The organism is Pseudomonas sp. McL0111, assembly GCF_052567255.1.
This window is the reverse complement of record NZ_CP199585.1, coordinates 989366-1006229: the sequence shown is the minus strand read 5'-3', so window position 1 is coordinate 1006229 and position 16864 is coordinate 989366. Positions and strand designations below refer to the sequence as shown.

General features: G+C 59.4%; 12 protein-coding genes. 11 read left to right on the top strand and 1 reads right to left on the bottom strand.

What is annotated here, in order from left to right; translation table 11 throughout:
* Positions 1-7: 7 nt before the first annotated feature.
* A complete protein-coding gene (gene aceE / locus ACTWLJ_RS04580; RefSeq protein WP_445180030.1) occupies positions 8-2653 on the bottom strand; it encodes a pyruvate dehydrogenase (acetyl-transferring), homodimeric type in 2646 nt (881 codons plus the stop codon).
* Between the two features lie 384 nt (positions 2654-3037).
* On the opposite strand from aceE, the gene glnE reads away from it, so the two are divergent.
* The 11 genes from glnE to ACTWLJ_RS04525 all read left to right on the top strand — a co-directional run bounded on the left by glnE (position 3038) and on the right by ACTWLJ_RS04525 (position 16836).
* On the top strand, positions 3038-5977 hold the full coding sequence (gene glnE / locus ACTWLJ_RS04575; protein ID WP_445180029.1) for a bifunctional [glutamate--ammonia ligase]-adenylyl-L-tyrosine phosphorylase/[glutamate--ammonia-ligase] adenylyltransferase: 2940 nt from the start codon (positions 3038-3040) through the stop codon (positions 5975-5977).
* Positions 5978-6555: 578 nt separating this feature from the next.
* Entirely contained in the window at positions 6556-7590 is a 1035-nt protein-coding gene (waaF, locus tag ACTWLJ_RS04570) for a lipopolysaccharide heptosyltransferase II (protein ID WP_445180028.1), read from the top strand.
* 1 nt (position 7591) lies between these two features.
* On the top strand, positions 7592-8653 hold the full coding sequence (gene waaC / locus ACTWLJ_RS04565; RefSeq protein WP_445180027.1) for a lipopolysaccharide heptosyltransferase I: 1062 nt from the start codon (positions 7592-7594) through the stop codon (positions 8651-8653).
* Positions 8653-9774, top strand: a complete 1122-nt coding sequence (locus ACTWLJ_RS04560) for a glycosyltransferase family 4 protein (protein ID WP_445180026.1) — start codon at positions 8653-8655, stop codon at positions 9772-9774. The genes waaC and ACTWLJ_RS04560 overlap by 1 nt, the downstream gene beginning before the upstream one ends.
* A complete protein-coding gene (gene rfaP, locus ACTWLJ_RS04555) occupies positions 9775-10581 on the top strand; it encodes a lipopolysaccharide core heptose(I) kinase RfaP (RefSeq protein ID WP_445180025.1) in 807 nt (268 codons plus the stop codon).
* Positions 10581-11315 (top strand): lipopolysaccharide kinase InaA family protein, encoded by a 735-nt coding sequence (locus ACTWLJ_RS04550; RefSeq protein ID WP_445180024.1) that lies wholly within the window; start codon positions 10581-10583, stop codon positions 11313-11315. Before rfaP ends, ACTWLJ_RS04550 begins: the two co-directional genes overlap by 1 nt.
* A complete protein-coding gene (locus ACTWLJ_RS04545; RefSeq protein WP_445180023.1) occupies positions 11312-12064 on the top strand; it encodes a lipopolysaccharide kinase InaA family protein in 753 nt (250 codons plus the stop codon). Before ACTWLJ_RS04550 ends, ACTWLJ_RS04545 begins: the two co-directional genes overlap by 4 nt.
* Positions 12064-13515: a lipopolysaccharide kinase InaA family protein gene (locus ACTWLJ_RS04540; protein WP_445180022.1), complete on the top strand. Its 1452-nt coding sequence runs from the start codon at positions 12064-12066 to the stop codon at positions 13513-13515. The genes ACTWLJ_RS04545 and ACTWLJ_RS04540 overlap by 1 nt, the downstream gene beginning before the upstream one ends.
* Positions 13516-13672: 157 nt before the next feature.
* Complete coding sequence (locus tag ACTWLJ_RS04535) at positions 13673-14008, top strand: YceK/YidQ family lipoprotein (RefSeq protein ID WP_445180021.1); 336 nt, start codon at positions 13673-13675, stop codon at positions 14006-14008.
* A 172-nt stretch (positions 14009-14180) separates the two neighbouring features.
* A complete protein-coding gene (locus ACTWLJ_RS04530; protein ID WP_445180020.1) occupies positions 14181-15935 on the top strand; it encodes a carbamoyltransferase family protein in 1755 nt (584 codons plus the stop codon).
* On the top strand, positions 15928-16836 hold the full coding sequence (locus ACTWLJ_RS04525; RefSeq protein WP_445180019.1) for a glycosyltransferase family 2 protein: 909 nt from the start codon (positions 15928-15930) through the stop codon (positions 16834-16836). Before ACTWLJ_RS04530 ends, ACTWLJ_RS04525 begins: the two co-directional genes overlap by 8 nt.
* The last annotated feature ends 28 nt before the right edge of the window (positions 16837-16864 follow it).

Here is a 16864-nt window from a genome sequence, read left to right as displayed (position 1 = left end):
TGTCTCCTCAGCAGTCCAGTGGGTTGCGTTTTTCCGGGTCGATGCCGAACTTGACGATGGCCTCAGCCACGACTTTAGGTTCGATATCACCACGGTCAGCCAGTGCTTCCAGGGCTGCCAACACCACGAAATGACGGTCGACTTCGAAGAAATGACGCAGTTTCTTACGGCTGTCGCTACGGCCGAAACCGTCGGTGCCCAGGACTTTGAATTCCTTGGACGGTACCCACTGACGGATCTGTTCGGCGAACAGCTTCATGTAGTCGGTAGACGCGATGACCGGACCTTTACGGCCGTTCAGGCACTCTTCGACGTAGCTCAGCTTAGGCTTCTGGCCCGGGTGCAGACGGTTGGTGCGCTCTACAGCGAGGCCGTCGCGGCGCAGTTCGTTGAAGCTGGTAACGCTCCATACGTCAGCGCCAACGTTGAACTCTTCACGCAGGATCTTCGCCGCTTCACGCACTTCACGCAGGATGGTACCGGAGCCCATCAGCTGTACGTGGTGTGCCGCGTCGCGGGTGTCTTCTTCCAGCAGGTACATGCCTTTCTTGATGCCTTCTTCGGCACCGGCCGGCATGGCTGGCTGCTGGTACGACTCGTTCATCACGGTGATGTAGTAGAAGATGTCCTGTTGCTCTTCGGTCATCTTCTTCATGCCGTCCTGAATGATCACCGCCAGCTCGTAGCCGTAGGTTGGATCGTAGGTGCGGCAGTTCGGGATGGTTGCAGCCAGCATGTGGCTGTGACCGTCTTCGTGTTGCAGACCTTCACCGTTCAGGGTGGTCCGGCCGGCGGTGCCGCCGATCAGGAAGCCACGGGTGCGGCTGTCGCCAGCGGCCCAGGCCAGGTCACCAATACGCTGGAAGCCGAACATCGAATAGAAGATGTAGAACGGCAGCATCGGCTGGTTGTGGCTGGAGTACGCAGTACCGGCAGCGATGAAGGAGCTCATGGCGCCCGCTTCGTTGATGCCTTCTTCAAGGATCTGACCTTTCTGGTCTTCCTTGTAGAACATCACCTGGTCTTTATCGACTGGCTCGTAGAGCTGGCCAACGGACGAGTAGATGCCCAACTGACGGAACATGCCTTCCATACCAAAGGTACGGGCTTCGTCCGGGATGATCGGAACGATGCGCGGACCGATTTCCTTGTCCTTGACCAGTTGCGCGAGGATGCGCACGAAAGCCATGGTGGTGGAAATTTCACGGTCGCCCGAACCGTCAAGGATCGCCTTGAGGGTTTCCAGTGGCGGCGTTGGAATGCTGAAGCTTTTCGCGCGGCGCTGAGGAACGAAACCGCCCAGTGCAGTGCGGCGCTCGCTCAGGTAGCGGGCTTCGGCGCTGTTTGGCTCTGGCTTGAAGAACGGCAGGTTCTCCAGCTCTTCGTCCTTGACCGGGATGTCGAAGCGATCACGGAACAACTTCAGGCTGTCGACGTCGACTTTCTTGGTGTTGTGCGCAGTGTTTTTCGCTTCGCCGGCACCGGTGCCATAACCTTTGATGGTCTTGGCGAGGATGACGGTAGGTTGTTCTTTGTGGTTGACCGCTTCGTGGTACGCCGCGTAGACCTTGTACGGGTCGTGGCCGCCACGGTTGAGTTTCCAGATCTCGTCGTCGGACAGATCAGCAACCATTGCCTTGAGTTCAGGCGAGTTGAAGAAGTGTTCACGAACGAACGCGCCGTCTTTGGCTTTGTAGTTCTGGTACTCGCCGTCGATGACTTCGTCCATGCGACGTTGCAGGATGCCGTCGACGTCTTTGGCCAGCAACGGGTCCCAGAAACGGCCCCAGATGACTTTGGTCACGTTCCACTGAGCACCGCGGAACACGCCTTCGAGTTCCTGGATGATCTTGCCGTTGCCGCGAACCGGGCCGTCGAGGCGCTGCAGGTTGCAGTTGATGACGAAAATCAGGTTGTCCAGCTTCTCGCGGCCGGCCAGGGAGATTGCGCCCAGGGATTCCGGCTCGTCGCACTCGCCGTCGCCCAGGAAGCACCAGACTTTCTGTTTGCCCGGCTGGATGAAACCACGGTGTTCCAGGTACTTCATGAAGCGTGCCTGGTAGATCGCCTGGATCGGGCCCAGACCCATGGATACAGTCGGGAACTGCCAGAAGTCAGGCATCAGCCAAGGGTGCGGATAGGACGACAGGCCCTGACCGTCGACTTCCTGGCGGAAGTTGTTCATCTGGTCTTCAGTGATGCGACCTTCCATGAACGCACGAGCGTAAACGCCTGGCGAAGTGTGGCCCTGGAAGTAGATCAGGTCGCCGCCGTGTTCGTCGGTCGGGGCCTGGAAGAAGTAGTTGAAGCCGATGTCGTACAGGGTCGCACTGGAAGCGAAGCTGGAGATGTGACCACCGAGGTCAGAATCTTTCAGGTTCGTACGCATTACCATGGCCATCGCGTTCCAGCGTACCAGCGAGCGAATGCGGCGTTCCATGAACAGGTCGCCAGGCATGCGTGCTTCGTGGGTAACCGGAATCGTGTTGCGGTAAGGCGTGGTGATGGCGTAAGGCAACTGCGAGCCGCTGCGGGTCGCGAGTTCGCCCATACGGGTCATCAGATAGTGAGCACGGTCTTCGCCTTCTTTATCGAGAACCGATTCCAGGGCGTCCAGCCATTCCTGGGTTTCGACGGGATCGAGGTCTTGCATGGCTTGCTCCAGGGCGGAAAGGCTTCCAGAATCGGTTGCCTGAGTTTGCGACTGGCCTTGTGGGCAGACGATTTAAAATTCTTGGATTGCCGATAGGTTGTTCCGGCGGCGTGTAGTTTTACTACAAATCTTCCGGCATTTCAGCCTTTCGAATGTATAGACGAGTAGTAAAACTACAGAAGAATGGCTTGTGGCCTCCGGCTGCGTTGTGAGAATAATCGTTAAGGTTGGTCTTTTGCCATCCGAAAAAGGTGAAAGTTTGATGTTCGCTGCCAAGATGAAAGAAATTTCAGCTATTTCTAACCTTTGTTCGACAGTCCATCGCGTAGCGGGTTTTCACCAATCACTACAAGCGGCCGTTTACACGCCGATCAAGGATAGACCATGACCCTGCCCGCGCTTGCCGAACTGCCCGCTATCCTCCTGCCGTTGGTCACTCGATCAGAGCAGTCGTTCCGTACCGCGGTCGCTGCGCTGGAAGACGATCATGGCTTCGCGAACTGGACGCCGGAGCGCTGGGCGCAGTTCGCCCGCGTCAGCGCCGCCAGCGATTTCGTCATTGAACAGAGCGTTCGTGACCCTTTGATGTTGCTCTCGCTGGTGCAGTCCGGCGAACTCGACCGAGCCTTCGCGCCGGGTGAGTTGTGCGCGCAGATCGCCGCTGCGGTGAACGAGGCGCAGAACGAAGACGAACTCGGCCGTGCCTTGCGCCGTCAGCGCGCACGGCATCAAGTACGGATTATCTGGCGTGACCTGAACCGTCAGGCCGATCTGGTGCAGACCTGCCGTGACCTCTCGGACATGGCCGACGCCAGCATCGATCAGGCTTATCAATGGCTGTACAGCCGCCATTGCCAGCAGTTCGGCACGCCGACCGGGCGCCGTAGCGGCGAGCCGCAGCAAATGGTCATCCTTGGCATGGGCAAGCTCGGCGCGGTCGAGTTGAACCTGTCCTCGGACATCGATCTGATTTTTGCCTACCCCGAGGGCGGCGAAACCGTCGGCGTGAAGCGTGCGCTGGATAACCAGGAATTTTTCATCCGTCTCGGTCAGCGTTTGATCAAGGCGCTTGATCCGATGACCGTCGATGGCTTCGTGTTCCGCGTCGATATGCGCCTGCGCCCGTACGGTTCATCCGGCGCGCTGGTGCTGAGCTTCAATGCGCTCGAGCAGTATTACCAGGATCAGGGCCGCGACTGGGAACGCTACGCGATGATCAAGGCGCGGGTGGTGGCCGGCGATCAAGCGGCCGGCGCGCAGTTGCTCGACATGCTGCGGCCGTTCGTTTATCGGCGTTATCTGGATTTCTCGGCGATCGAAGCGCTGCGCACCATGAAGCAACTGATCCAGCAGGAAGTGCGGCGCAAAGGCATGGCCGACAATATCAAGCTGGGCTCCGGTGGCATTCGTGAAGTCGAGTTCATTGCTCAGGCGTTCCAGTTGATTCACGGCGGGCGTGATCTGAGCCTGCAGCAACGTCCTCTATTAAAAGTATTGAGCACGCTGGAAGGGCAGGGTTATCTGCCGCCGGCGGTGATCAGCGAGTTGCGTGAAGGTTACGAATTCCTGCGTTACACCGAGCATGCGATCCAGGCGATTGCCGACCGTCAGACCCAGATGCTGCCGGATGGCGCTCAGGATCAGGCGCGTATCGCCTTCATGCTCGGTTTTGTCGATTGGCAGGCGTTCCACGAAAAACTGATGTTCTGGCGTGGCCGTGTGGCCTGGCACTTCGCGCAGGTGATCGCTGACCCTGACGAAGAAGAGGGTGCCGAGAGCGAAGTAGTGGTTGGTGGTGAATGGCTGCCGCTGTGGGAAGAGGCGCAGGACGAAGAAGCCGCTTGCCGACAGTTGGAAGAGGGCGGCTTCATCGATGCGAGCAAGGCCCTGAAAGCCTTGGCCGGTTTGCGTGGCAGTCCGCAACTGCGTGCGATGCAGCGTCTGGGGCGTGAGCGTCTCGATGCGTTTATTCCACGCCTTATTGCGCAAGCGGTCGAACACGCCAACCCGGATTTGGTGCTGGAGCGGGTGCTGCCGTTGGTCGAGGCGGTAGCCCGGCGTTCGGCGTATCTGGTGCTGCTGACCGAGAACCCCGGCGCGCTGCGGCGTTTGCTGACCCTGTGCGCGGCCAGTCCTTGGATTGCCGAGCAAATCACCCGTTTCCCGTTGTTGCTCGACGAGTTACTCAACGAAGGCCGACTGTTCAAGCCGCCATTGGCGCCGGAACTGGCCGCCGAGTTGCGCGAGCGCCTGACGCGGATTCCCGAGGACGACCTCGAACAGCAGATGGAAGCCCTGCGGCATTTCAAACTGGCGCACCGTTTGCGCGTTGCTGCCTCGGAAATCGCTGGCAGCCTGCCGTTGATGAAAGTCAGCGATTATCTGACCTGGCTGGCCGAGGCGATTCTCGAGCAAGTGCTGGCGCTGGCCTGGCGTCAAACCGTAGCCAAATACGGCACGCCGCTGCGCACCGACGGCACTTTGTGCGATCCGGGCTTCATTATTGTCGGTTACGGCAAAGTCGGCGGTCTGGAACTGGGGCATGGTTCCGATCTGGATCTGGTGTTCATCCACGACGGCGATCCACAGGCGGAAACCGATGGGGCGAAGCCGATTGATGGTGCGCAGTTCTTTACCCGTCTTGGGCAGCGGATCATTCACTTGCTGACGGCGCAGACCAACTCAGGTCAGCTGTATGAAGTGGATATGCGCTTGCGACCGTCCGGTGCGTCGGGGCTGCTGGTGAGCTCTCTCGGCGCGTTTGCCCGCTATCAGGAAAATGAAGCCTGGACGTGGGAACATCAGGCGTTGGTAAGGGCGCGGGTGCTGGTTGGCAGTCAGGATGTCGGGCAGGCGTTCGAGAAGGTCCGGGCGCAAGTGTTGGGCAAAACCCGGGATCTGGCGAAGCTGCAACAAGAAGTCAGCGAGATGCGTGCCAAGATGCGCGACAACCTTGGCAGCAAGAGCACCGCTGCCGGTACCGCGGCAAATGCCTTCGAGGCCTCGGCGCCGTTTGACCTCAAGCAGGACGCCGGAGGTATCGTCGATATTGAATTTATGGTGCAATACGCGGCTCTGGCGTGGTCGCAAAGCCACCCGCCATTGCTGCGCTGGACCGATAACATCCGCATTCTGGAAGAGCTGGAGCACGAAGGGCTGATGCCTGCCGAAGATGCCAGCCTGTTGCGCGAGGCTTATAAAGCCTACCGCTCCGCCGCCCACCGGCAGGCGTTGCAGAAGGATGCCGGGGTGATCCCGGGAGACCAGTTTGCCGAGGAGCGGCGGCAGGTATTGCGGATCTGGCGAGAGCTGGGTCTAAGCTGAGATGTTTTAAATGTGGGAGCGAGCTTGCTCGCGAAAGCGGGATGTCAGGCGACATTGATGTTGAATGTGAAGGCCCCTTCGCGGGCAAGCCCGCTCCCACAGTGGATCTGTGGTGAACATAGATCCCAGGCAAGACGAACAAACCCTGTGGGAGCGGGCTTGCCCGCGATAGCGGAGTATCAGACGACTCAATGTTGGATGTAACGACCCCATCGCGAGCAGGCTCACTCCTACAAGGGATCTGTGGTGAGCGCAGATCCCAGGCAAGACGAACAAACCCTGTGGGAGCGAGCTTGCTCGCGAAAGCGGGATGTCAGGCGACATTGATGTTGAATGTGAAGGCCCCTTCGCGGGCAAGCCCGCTCCTACAAGGGATCTGTGGTGAGCGCAGATCCCAGGCAAGACGAACAAACCCTGTGGGAGCGGGCTTGCCCGCGATAGCGGAGTATCAGACGACTCAATGTTGGATGTAACGACCCCATCGCGGGCAAGCCCGCTCTCACAGTAGATCTACAGTGTTTGTAGAATTCTCGAGGCGGGGAGGCGTAATGCCTCCCCGGTTCGTTTTTGGAAACCACATGAATATTCTGATCGTTGGGCCCAGTTGGGTCGGTGACATGGTGATGGCGCAGACACTGTTTCAGTGTCTCAAGCAGCGCCACCCGCAATGCGAAATCGACGTGCTGGCCCCCGAGTGGAGCCGGCCGATCCTTGAGCGCATGCCTGAAGTGCGCAAGGCCTTGAGCTTCCCGCTCGGTCACGGCGCGCTGGAACTGGCGACGCGTCGACGTATCGGCAAGTCCCTGGCCGGCCAGTACGATCAGGCGATCCTGCTGCCCAACTCTTTGAAGTCAGCGCTGGTGCCGTTTTTCGCTGGCATCAAGAAGCGCACCGGCTGGCGTGGCGAGTTCCGCTACGGTCTGCTGAACGACGTGCGCACGCTCGACAAAGAGCGTTATCCGCTGATGATCGAGCGCTTCATGGCGCTGGCTTATGAGCCGAACGCCGATTTGCCGAAGCCGTATCCGCGCCCGAGCCTGCAAATCGACCCGGTGACTCGCGAGGCCGCCCTGGCCAAGTTCGGCCTGACCCTCGACCGCCCGGTGTTGGCCCTGTGCCCCGGCGCCGAGTTCGGCGAATCCAAGCGCTGGCCGTCCGAGCATTACGCCAAGGTTGCCGAAGCGCGCATTCGTGAAGGCTGGCAGGTGTGGCTGTTCGGCTCGAAAAACGATCACGCGGTCGGCGAAGACATCCGTGCACGGCTGATTCCCGGTCTGCGTGAAGAGTCGGTCAACCTCAGCGGCGACACATCGCTGGCCGAGGCCATTGATCTGCTGTCCTGCGCTGACTCGGTGGTGTCCAACGACTCCGGCCTGATGCACGTTGCCGCTGCGCTGAATCGCCCGTTGGTGGCGGTCTACGGTTCGACTTCGCCGGGCTTCACCCCGCCGCTGGCCGAGCATGTCGAAATTGTCCGTCTGGGCCTCGATTGCAGCCCGTGCTTCGACCGTACCTGCCGTTTCGGCCATTACAACTGCCTGCGCCAGCTGATGCCGGACGCGGTCAACGATGCCTTGCAGAAATTGCAGGGCTCTGTGGTCGAGGTTCATTAAGTTGCGGGTATTGCTGATCAAGACTTCATCGCTGGGCGACGTGATTCACGCCTTGCCGGCGCTGACCGACGCTGCCCGGGCGATCCCCGGGATCAAGTTCGACTGGGTCGTGGAAGAAGGCTTTGCCGAGATTCCGACCTGGCACCCGGCTGTCGGCAAAGTGATTCCGGTGGCGATCCGTCGCTGGCGCAAGAATCTCTGGAAGACCATCACCAGCGGCGAGTGGAAACGCTTCAAGCAAAGCGTGCGGGCTAACAAGTACGACTTGGTGATCGACGCTCAGGGTCTGCTGAAAAGCGCCTGGCTGACCCGTTACGTCAAAGCCCCGGTGGCCGGTCTCGACAAGGGCTCGGCACGCGAGCCGATAGCCGCGCGTTTTTATGATCGCAAACTGGCCGTGGCCCGTGGTCAGCACGCCGTCGAGCGTGTGCGGCAGTTGTTTGCCATTGCCCTCGGTTATGACTTGCCCAAAGGCCTTGGCGACTACGGCCTGAATGTCGAGCGTCTGGTCGAGTTGCCGCGCAAGAGTGCTTTCGTGGTGTTCCTGCACGGCACCACTTGGGACACCAAGCACTGGCCGGAAAGTTACTGGCGCGAGCTGACCGAACGGGTCGGCTATCTCGGCGTTGGCGTGAAACTGCCGTGGGGCAATCCGCTGGAGAAGGCCCGTGCCGAGCGCATCGCCGCCGGTTTCAAACACGCCGAAGTGCTGCCGAAGCTGAACCTTGCCGGCGTCGGCAAAGTATTGGCCGGCGCCCAGGCCTGCGTGGCAGTGGACACCGGTCTCGGCCATTTGGCGGCGGCGCTGGATGTGCCGACGATCTCGCTGTTCGGCCCGACCAATCCGGGCCTGACCGGCGCTTACGGCAAGCTGCAGATTCACCTGGCCAGCGATTTCCCGTGCGCGCCGTGCCTGCAAAAGAAATGTACGTATCAACCGACCGCGCAGGATGCCCGTCAGTTTGACCTGAAGCGTGAACAGCCTCTGTGCTTCACGCGTCTGAATCCCGAGCGTGTCGCCAGCCGACTGAGCACGTTGTTAATGGCTGAGGAGCTGCGCTGATGCAATTGGCTTTTGTCCTGTACAAATATTTCCCGTTTGGTGGTTTGCAGCGCGATTTCATGCGCATCGCCCTCGAATGCCAGCAGCGCGGCCATCAGATCCGCGTCTACACGCTGATCTGGGAAGGCGACGTGCCGCCCGGTTTCGAGGTGCTGGTGGCGCCGGTCAAGGCGTTTTTCAACCATCGTCGCAACGAGAAACTCAGCGCGTGGATGGAAGCGGATCTGGCCAAGCGTCCGGTGGATCGCTTGATCGGCTTCAACAAGATGCCGGGCCTCGATGTGTATTACGCCGCCGACGGCTGCTTCGAAGACAAGGCGCAGAATCTGCGCAACTCGCTGTACCGCCGCTGGGGCCGTTATCGCCACTTCGCCGAGTACGAGCGTGCGGTGTTTGCCAAAGACGCGAAGACCGAAGTGTTGATGATTTCCGAAGTGCAGCAGCCGCTGTTCATCAAGCACTACGACACGCCGCTTGAACGCTTCCATCTGCTGCCACCGGGCATCGCCCAGGATCGTCGACGTCCGGTGAATGCCGACGAAATTCGCGCCGGTTTCCGTGCCGAATTCAATCTGAAAGACGACGAACTGCTGCTGGTGCAGATCGGTTCCGGGTTCAAGACCAAAGGCGTTGATCGCAGCCTGAAAGCGCTGGCGGCATTGCCGTCCGAACTGAAGAAACGCACCCGGCTGTTTGTAATCGGCCAGGATGACCCCAAATTGTTCCAGATGCAGAGCGCTACTCTCGGGCTCGGCGACAACGTGACGTTCCTCAAGGGCCGCAGTGATATTCCGCGTTTCCTGCTCGGTGCCGATCTGTTGATCCATCCGGCGTACAACGAAAACACCGGTACGGTGCTGCTGGAAGCACTGGTCGCCGGGTTGCCGGTACTGGTCAGCGCGGTCTGCGGTTACGCCCATTACATTGCCGAGGCGGATGCCGGGCGAGTGCTGGACGAACCGTTCGATCAGGCGCAGCTGACGCAATACCTGACCGACATGTTGAACGACGACGCTGCACGCGCGGCCTGGAGCCGCAATGGTCTGGCCTTTGCCGATACGGCCGACCTCTACAGCATGCCGCAGCACGCGGCCGATGTAATTCTGGCGGAGCACGCTTAAATGAAGTTGATGCTGGCTGAACCGTTCAAGAGCCTGTGGGCCGGACGCGACCCGTTCGCCGAAGTCGAGGGCTTGCAGGGCGAGGTTTACCGCGAGCTGGAAGCCCGCCGCACGCTGCGCACGGAAGTCGACGGCAACGGGTTTTTCGTCAAGATTCACCGTGGTATCGGCTGGGGCGAGATCTTCAAGAACCTGCTGACTGCCAAGCTGCCGGTACTCGGCGCGGGTCAGGAGTGGAAAGCCATTCAGCGTTTGCAGGAAGTCGGCGTGCCGACCATGACTGCCGTGGCTTACGGCGAGAAGGGCAGCAACCCGGCGGATCAGCATTCGTTCATCGTTACCGAAGAACTGGCGCCGACTGTCAGCCTCGAAGATTTCAGTATCGACTGGGTCAAGCAGCCGCCGCAGCCAAAGCTCAAGCGCGCGCTGATCGCCGAAGTCGCACGCATGACCGGCATGATGCACCGCGCCGGGGTCAACCATCGCGACTGCTACATCTGCCACTTTCTGCTGCACACGGATAAGCCGGTGACAGCAGAAGACTTCAAGCTCTCGGTGATCGACCTGCACCGTGCCCAGACCCGCGCGAAGATTACTCAGCGCTGGCGCAACAAGGATCTGGCGGCGTTGTACTTTTCCGCGCTGGACATCGGTTTGACGCGTCGCGACAAGCTGCGTTTCCTCAAGGGCTACTTCCAGCAGCCGCTACGGCAGATTCTGGCTGAAGAAGCGCCGTTGCTGAGTTGGCTCGAAGGCAAGGCCAACAAACTCTACGAGCGCAAGTTGCGCTACGGGGATGCGCTCTGATGGCGGGTTGGAATCTGGAGCCGCAATACAGCGATCTGGCTGCTGACTTCGGCAGTCTCGAAGCGGTTTTTGCTCTTCAAGGCGAACGCCTGACCCGCGATCCGCTGTCCGAGGTCATCCGGGTACAACGCAACGGCGTCAATTATTACGTCAAGCGCTACGTCGGTGCCGGCAAAGGTCTGCGCCGCTATCTGGGCAAGCCGCGGGTCAAGATGGAGTGGCAGAACCTCAAGCGCTTCGCCAAGTGGGGCATCCCCACCGCCGAAGTGGTGGCCTGGGGCCTGGAACGCCGAGGTGCAGCGTATGATCGCGGCGCGATGATTACTCGCGAACTACCGAACACCGAGGATCTCTCGGCATTGGCCGAACGTAAAGATCCGAAGCTCGCCGACCGTGCATGGGTCGACGGTATCAGCCGGCAGTTGGCCGGTTATACCCGCACAATGCACGACCAGCGCTTCACCCATAACGATTTGAAGTGGCGCAACCTGCTGATCGACGATCAGGCGCAAGTGTTTTTGATCGATTGCCCGAACGGCGAGTTCTGGCGCGGTTTCTGGCTTAAATACCGGATCACCAAGGATCTGGCGTGCCTCGACAAGGTGGCCAAGTATCATCTGTCGAACACTCAGCGCCTGCGCTTCTATATGCAATACCGCCAGTGTGACCGGCTGAATGCCGCCGACAAAAAACGGATCCGTCACGTGGTGAGATTTTTCGAGGGACGCGAATGACTGATTTTCTCGCTGCCGAAGACCGTGCGCTGCTCGAGCGCCACGGCCTCGGCACTTTCGACGCCTTGTGGGCCAAGCAGCTTGAAGCGGTGGATGAGCCGAACACCGATGGCGGTGGCTGGAGCAGCGTGTTTCGTCTGCACCTCGAAGGGCACGTCTACTACCTCAAGCGGCAGAGCAATTACCTCACTCGTACGTTGCACGCACCGTTTGGCGAGCCGAGTTTTGCCCGGGAATTCCGCAACATCAGCCGCTATCGCAAGCTCGGCATTCCGGCGCTGCAAGCGGCGTTTTTCGGGCAGCGCAAAGTTGACGGCGAAGTCCGCGCAGTCCTGCTGACGCGCGCACTCGATGGCTGGGATGACCTGGATTCGTTGTTGCACGGCTGGTCGGGTCTGAGCGACGCACAACAATCGGCCATTCTCAGGGCCTGCGGACAGCTGGCGCGGTACCTGCACGGTGTGCGTCAGGTACATGGCTGCTTTTACCCCAAGCACATCTTTTTGCAGGCCAGTGGCGAAAGCTACAAAGCGCAATTGATCGACCTGGAAAAGACCCGGCCGTTACTGTTCGGTCAGCGTGATCGGGTCAAGGATCTGGAACCGCTGCTGCGCCGTGCGCCGGAGTGGAGCGAAGCGCAGTTGCGCGAGCTGCTGTCGGCGTATGTCGAGCAACCTGCGGACAGTTCACTGGTCGACACCTGGATTTCGCGGTTGACTGCCCGACGCAGTCACAAGGAGACCCGTTAATGCTGTTGTCCGACCTGAAAAATGCCGGACGCGCGCCGAATCTGCCGCTGACCATTTCTCTGGCGGACGCTGCTGGCGCGGCGGATTTGCAGTTGCTGAGTCTGCTGCGGGTGTTGCCGGGGCAGCGATATGTCGGTGCCGGCGTGTGGCGCGGTCGGCCGGTGTTGGCCAAGTTGTTGGTCGGCAGTAAGGCTGCGCGGCATTTTCAGCGTGAACTGGATGGCGTGCGTCTGCTCGCCGCTCAAGGCATGACCACACCATTGCTGTTGGCCGATGGCCTGAAGGATGGCGAAGGTGGTTGGCTGCTATTCGAGTTTCTTGAAAGCGCGCAAAGCCTTGGGGACGCCTGGCAGCAGGTCGAATCGCTACCGATGCTGGCGGATGAACAGTCAGCGGTACTGGCCGAGGCACTTGGTGCAATCGGCCAGCTGCATGGCAAAGGTCTGTGGCAGGAAGATCTGCACCTGGACAACTTGCTGCGGCAGGGCGGCCAGTTGTATCTGATCGACGGCGCCGGCATTCGTGCCGAGACCGCCGGACAACCGTTGTCACGACAGAAAGTCCTGGAAAATCTGGGTGTGTTTTTCGCCCAGTTGCCCAAGTCGCTGGAACCCTTCATCGAAGAATTGCTGGTGTATTACCTGCTGAGCAACGGTGAGCACGCGTTGCCGCTGGAAGCCTTGCAGAAGCAGATCGACAAGGTGCGTGCGTGGCGCCTGAAGGATTTTCTGATCAAGGTCGGCCGTGAATGCACGCTGTTCAGTGTGCAGCGTGGCGCCTTCGGTCTGCGCTCGATTCGTCGCGAAGAAGAAGCCGCGATGGTGCCGGTGCTGGAGCAGGCCGATGCCTTGCTTGATCGCGGTCACCTGTACAAGACCGGGGGCGCAGCGAGCGTCGGCAAGGTTGAGGCGGGCGGGCGCACGTTGGTGATCAAGCGCTACAACATCAAAGGTTTTGCCCACTGGCTCAAGCGCTTCTGGCGCCCGAGCCGCGCCTGGCATTCGTGGCGTGAGGGTAATCGGCTGGCATTCCTCGGTATCGCTACGCCGAAACCTCTGGCAGTGCTGGAAAAGCGTTTTCTGTGGCTGCGCAGTCGGGCTTATCTGGTCACCGAATACCTGCCGGGCCCGGATATCATCGAGCGCTTTGCACCGTATGTCGAAAGTGGCGCGGCGCCGGAATCCGAGTTGAAAGCGCTCGATAACCTGTTTGCCACGTTGATAGCCGAGCGCATCAGTCATGGCGACTTCAAGGGCCACAACCTGTTCTGGCGCGATGATCACTGGGCATTGATCGATCTCGATTCGATGTGTCAGCACGGCTCGGCCAACAGCTTCTTTGCGGCGTACCTGCGGGATCGGGCGCGGTTCATGCGCAACTGGCCTGAAAGCAGCGCGTTGTATCAAGTGATCGATCAGCGTCTGCCCAAAGATATCTCGAGCGCCGCTTAAACCTGCTCGCGAATAGGTCAGCAAAGTCACCGAAAATTTTCTGTGGGCAAAAGCGGACAAGCATCACTGACTTGTCCTACAGCCACCCCAGAACCCATGAACTGTGCCCCGTCCAGTCCCGATGCTAGTTTGCCCTGACACTTTCGGAGGGCAAATCTTGACGATAAAACAGGCTGTGACGATGGGCGCTTTTTCCTGGTTTTTATCCGGCTGCGGCACCGCTGTTTCGGTATTGCAAGACGACGCCGACGTCGCCCGTGACATGCGTAAACAAAAAACCTACTGCCAGTCCATTCCGCGAATTTACAGTGGCCTGGCCTACGACTTCTGTGTGCTGAATGCCCCGCCAGACCCTACTGGCGTCCTGCTACCGTTTGTGTTGCTGGATCTGCCGCTGTCAGCGGTGTGCGATACAGTAACGCTGCCCTACACGGTTTACCGTCAGATTGCCGATGGAAACATCAGTGTTTATTGGCGTACGGGCGCTTATTGAGCCGACAGAGAAGTTTTATCCGCCTTGATCACTCCGAGGCAATTCGTACAGGGTAATTCCGTTCATGTTTACGCTATAATCCCGCCCTTTAGCTGTCACTCGCCCGTTGCGAGGGCACATTATTTTTCAAGGCGCACTGCGCCTGCATGCAGACTAAAGAGGCTAGACCCCTGTGGCATTGACGATTCTTGGCCTGTCCGGCGCCCTTAGCCATGATCCATCAGCAGCCTTGTACATCGACGGCAAGCTGGTGGCTGCGGCAGAAGAAGAGCGCTTCGTACGCGATAAGCATGCAAAGAACCGCATGCCCTACGAGTCGGCGAAGTTCTGTCTGGAACAGGCCGGTATCAAGCCGTCCGACGTTGACGTGGTGGCAATTCCATTCGCCCCGATCAGCCTGTTCGGCAAGGCGCGCTGGCACTACGCCAAGCGTTACTGGTACGCGCCGGATCGCGCTCTCGATGCGATCCTGATGGGCAATCGTCGCTACAAGCGCTATCGCAACAAGATCGTCTGGTGCCTGGAGCAACTGGGCTTCGATCCGAAAAAGATCAAAATCGAGCCGGTCGAGCACCACCTGGCTCACGCTTCCAGCGCTTACCACTGCTCGGGTTTCAAAGAGAAAACCGCGATCCTCGGCATCGACGGCAAGGGTGAGTACGCCACGACCTTCTTCGGTTACGGCGAGAACGGCAAGATCCACAAGATCAAAGAGTTCTTCGATCCGGACTCCCTCGGTGGCCTGTACGGCGCTATCACCGAGTTCCTCGGTTTCGAGATGCTCGACGGTGAGTTCAAGGTCATGGGCATGGCGCCGTACGGCGACGCCAGCAAATACGACTTCTCGCGTCTGGCCTCGTTCGAGAATGGCGAGCTGGTGATCAACACTGACTACGCCAACGTCATCGGTCTGCGTCGCTACAAAGAGAAGGGCAAAGGTTTCTACTTCTCGCCGAAGCTGATCGAGTGGCTGGGTCCGAAGCGCGAAGGCGACATCGCCGACGAGCCGTACATCCACTACGCCGCGAGCATGCAGGCGCTGTTCGAAAAAATCTCGCTGCAGATGATCGACTATTACCTGGGCGACGTGCTCAAGGAAACCGGCAAACTGGCATTCGCCGGTGGCTGTGCGTTGAACGTCAAGCTCAACCAGAAAATCATTGCCCGCGACGACATCAAAGAGCTGTTCGTGCAGCCAGCGTCCGGCGATGCCGGCACCGCAGTCGGCGCAGCGGCTTATGTGTCGCACGCTCGTGGTGTACCGGTCGAGAAGATGGAGCACGTCTACCTCGGCCCTGAGTACAGCAACGAAGACGTGATCGCCGCATGTGCCCGTCACGAGAACAAGCCGAAATGGCGCAAGCTCGACAACATGCCGGAGCAGATTGCCAAGATCATGGTCGATGGCAACCCGGTGGCCTGGTTCCAGGGGCGCATGGAGTTCGGTCCGCGTGCACTGGGCGGTCGTTCGATCATCGGTTGCCCGAGCATTCCGGGCGTAGCTGATCGTATCAACCACCAGATCAAGTTCCGCGAGCGCTGGAGGCCTTTCTGCCCGTCGATGCTCGACACCGTCGCCCCGCAGATGATCAAGATCGATCACCCGGCGCCGTTTATGACCTTCACTTTCGAAGTGTCTGAAGAGTGGAAGACCCGCGTGCCGGAAGTCGTCCATGAAGACGGTACTTCCCGTGCCCAGGTACTCAAGCGCGAATACAACCCGCGCTACTACGACATGATGAAAGCGCTGGAAAATCTGACCGGCAACGGCGTGTCGCTGAACACCTCGCTCAACCGTCGTGGCGAACCGATGATCTGCTCGCCGACCGATGCGTTGAACATGTTTTTCGGTTCCGACCTGCAATACCTGATCATGGAAGATATTCTGGTAGTAAAAGAGGGTGTGGAAGGTTACGGACTTGACTGAAATGCTGATCAGCGTCGTGATTCCAGCTTATAACTACGCCCGAACACTGCCCAGGGCAGTGGAATCGGTATTGGCGCAGCTGGATGAAGCGGCGGCTGATTTGCTCGTCATCGATGATGGTTCCACCGACGAGACGCCAGAGGTGCTGCAAGCACTTCTGGAAAAGTATCCGGGTCGCTTTCGCAGTTTGCGAAAAAGCAATGGAGGACTGTCTTCGGTGCGCAACCGAGGGATCGAGGAGACGACCGGGCAGTATCTTGTTTTCCTCGATTCCGATGACGAGATGGCGCCGGGCGCTTTGGCAGCCTTGGCGCAGCACATTGGTGAAAATCCTCATAGCCGGATGATCATTGGTGCGCATTGGTCGGTTTTTGCCGGGGGGAGGCGCAGCCTGCAAATGGCCAAGCCCCTGCCAGCGACTTCGCGTCAGTGTGTTCAGGGGTATCTGCTGGACAAAACCGTGTCGATTTCCAATGGTGCCAGCGCGATGCATCGGGAGGTGTTCGCGCCGGGCAACTACCCCGAACACTTGCGCAATGTCGAAGATCTGCCAGTGTTCGCCCAAGTGCTGGCACGCTTTCCGTGTAGTGTTCTGAATCAGCCCGTTGCGCTGATCTACAAACACGCCGACAGCATGCGTCACGATTTGCGTCAAAGCCTTGCTGCCGGTACGGAGCGGGTTGTTGACGAGGTTTTTTCCGTGCGGCGCATGCCTGAAGAGTTTCACGATTTGCGTCAGGCATTTATGGCGCAGCGTTGCCTGTCGCTGTTTCGCGACTGCTACTCCCATAAAGAATACAAACTGGCCCGAGCGTTCTACTTTCAGGCGCTATGCGCCGACTGGCGCACACTTACTCGCTGGTCATACACTCGCAAGGCTATACGTCTGTTGTTTCGGTGAATGCTCGAAGGTGTCGTTCGCGAGCCTT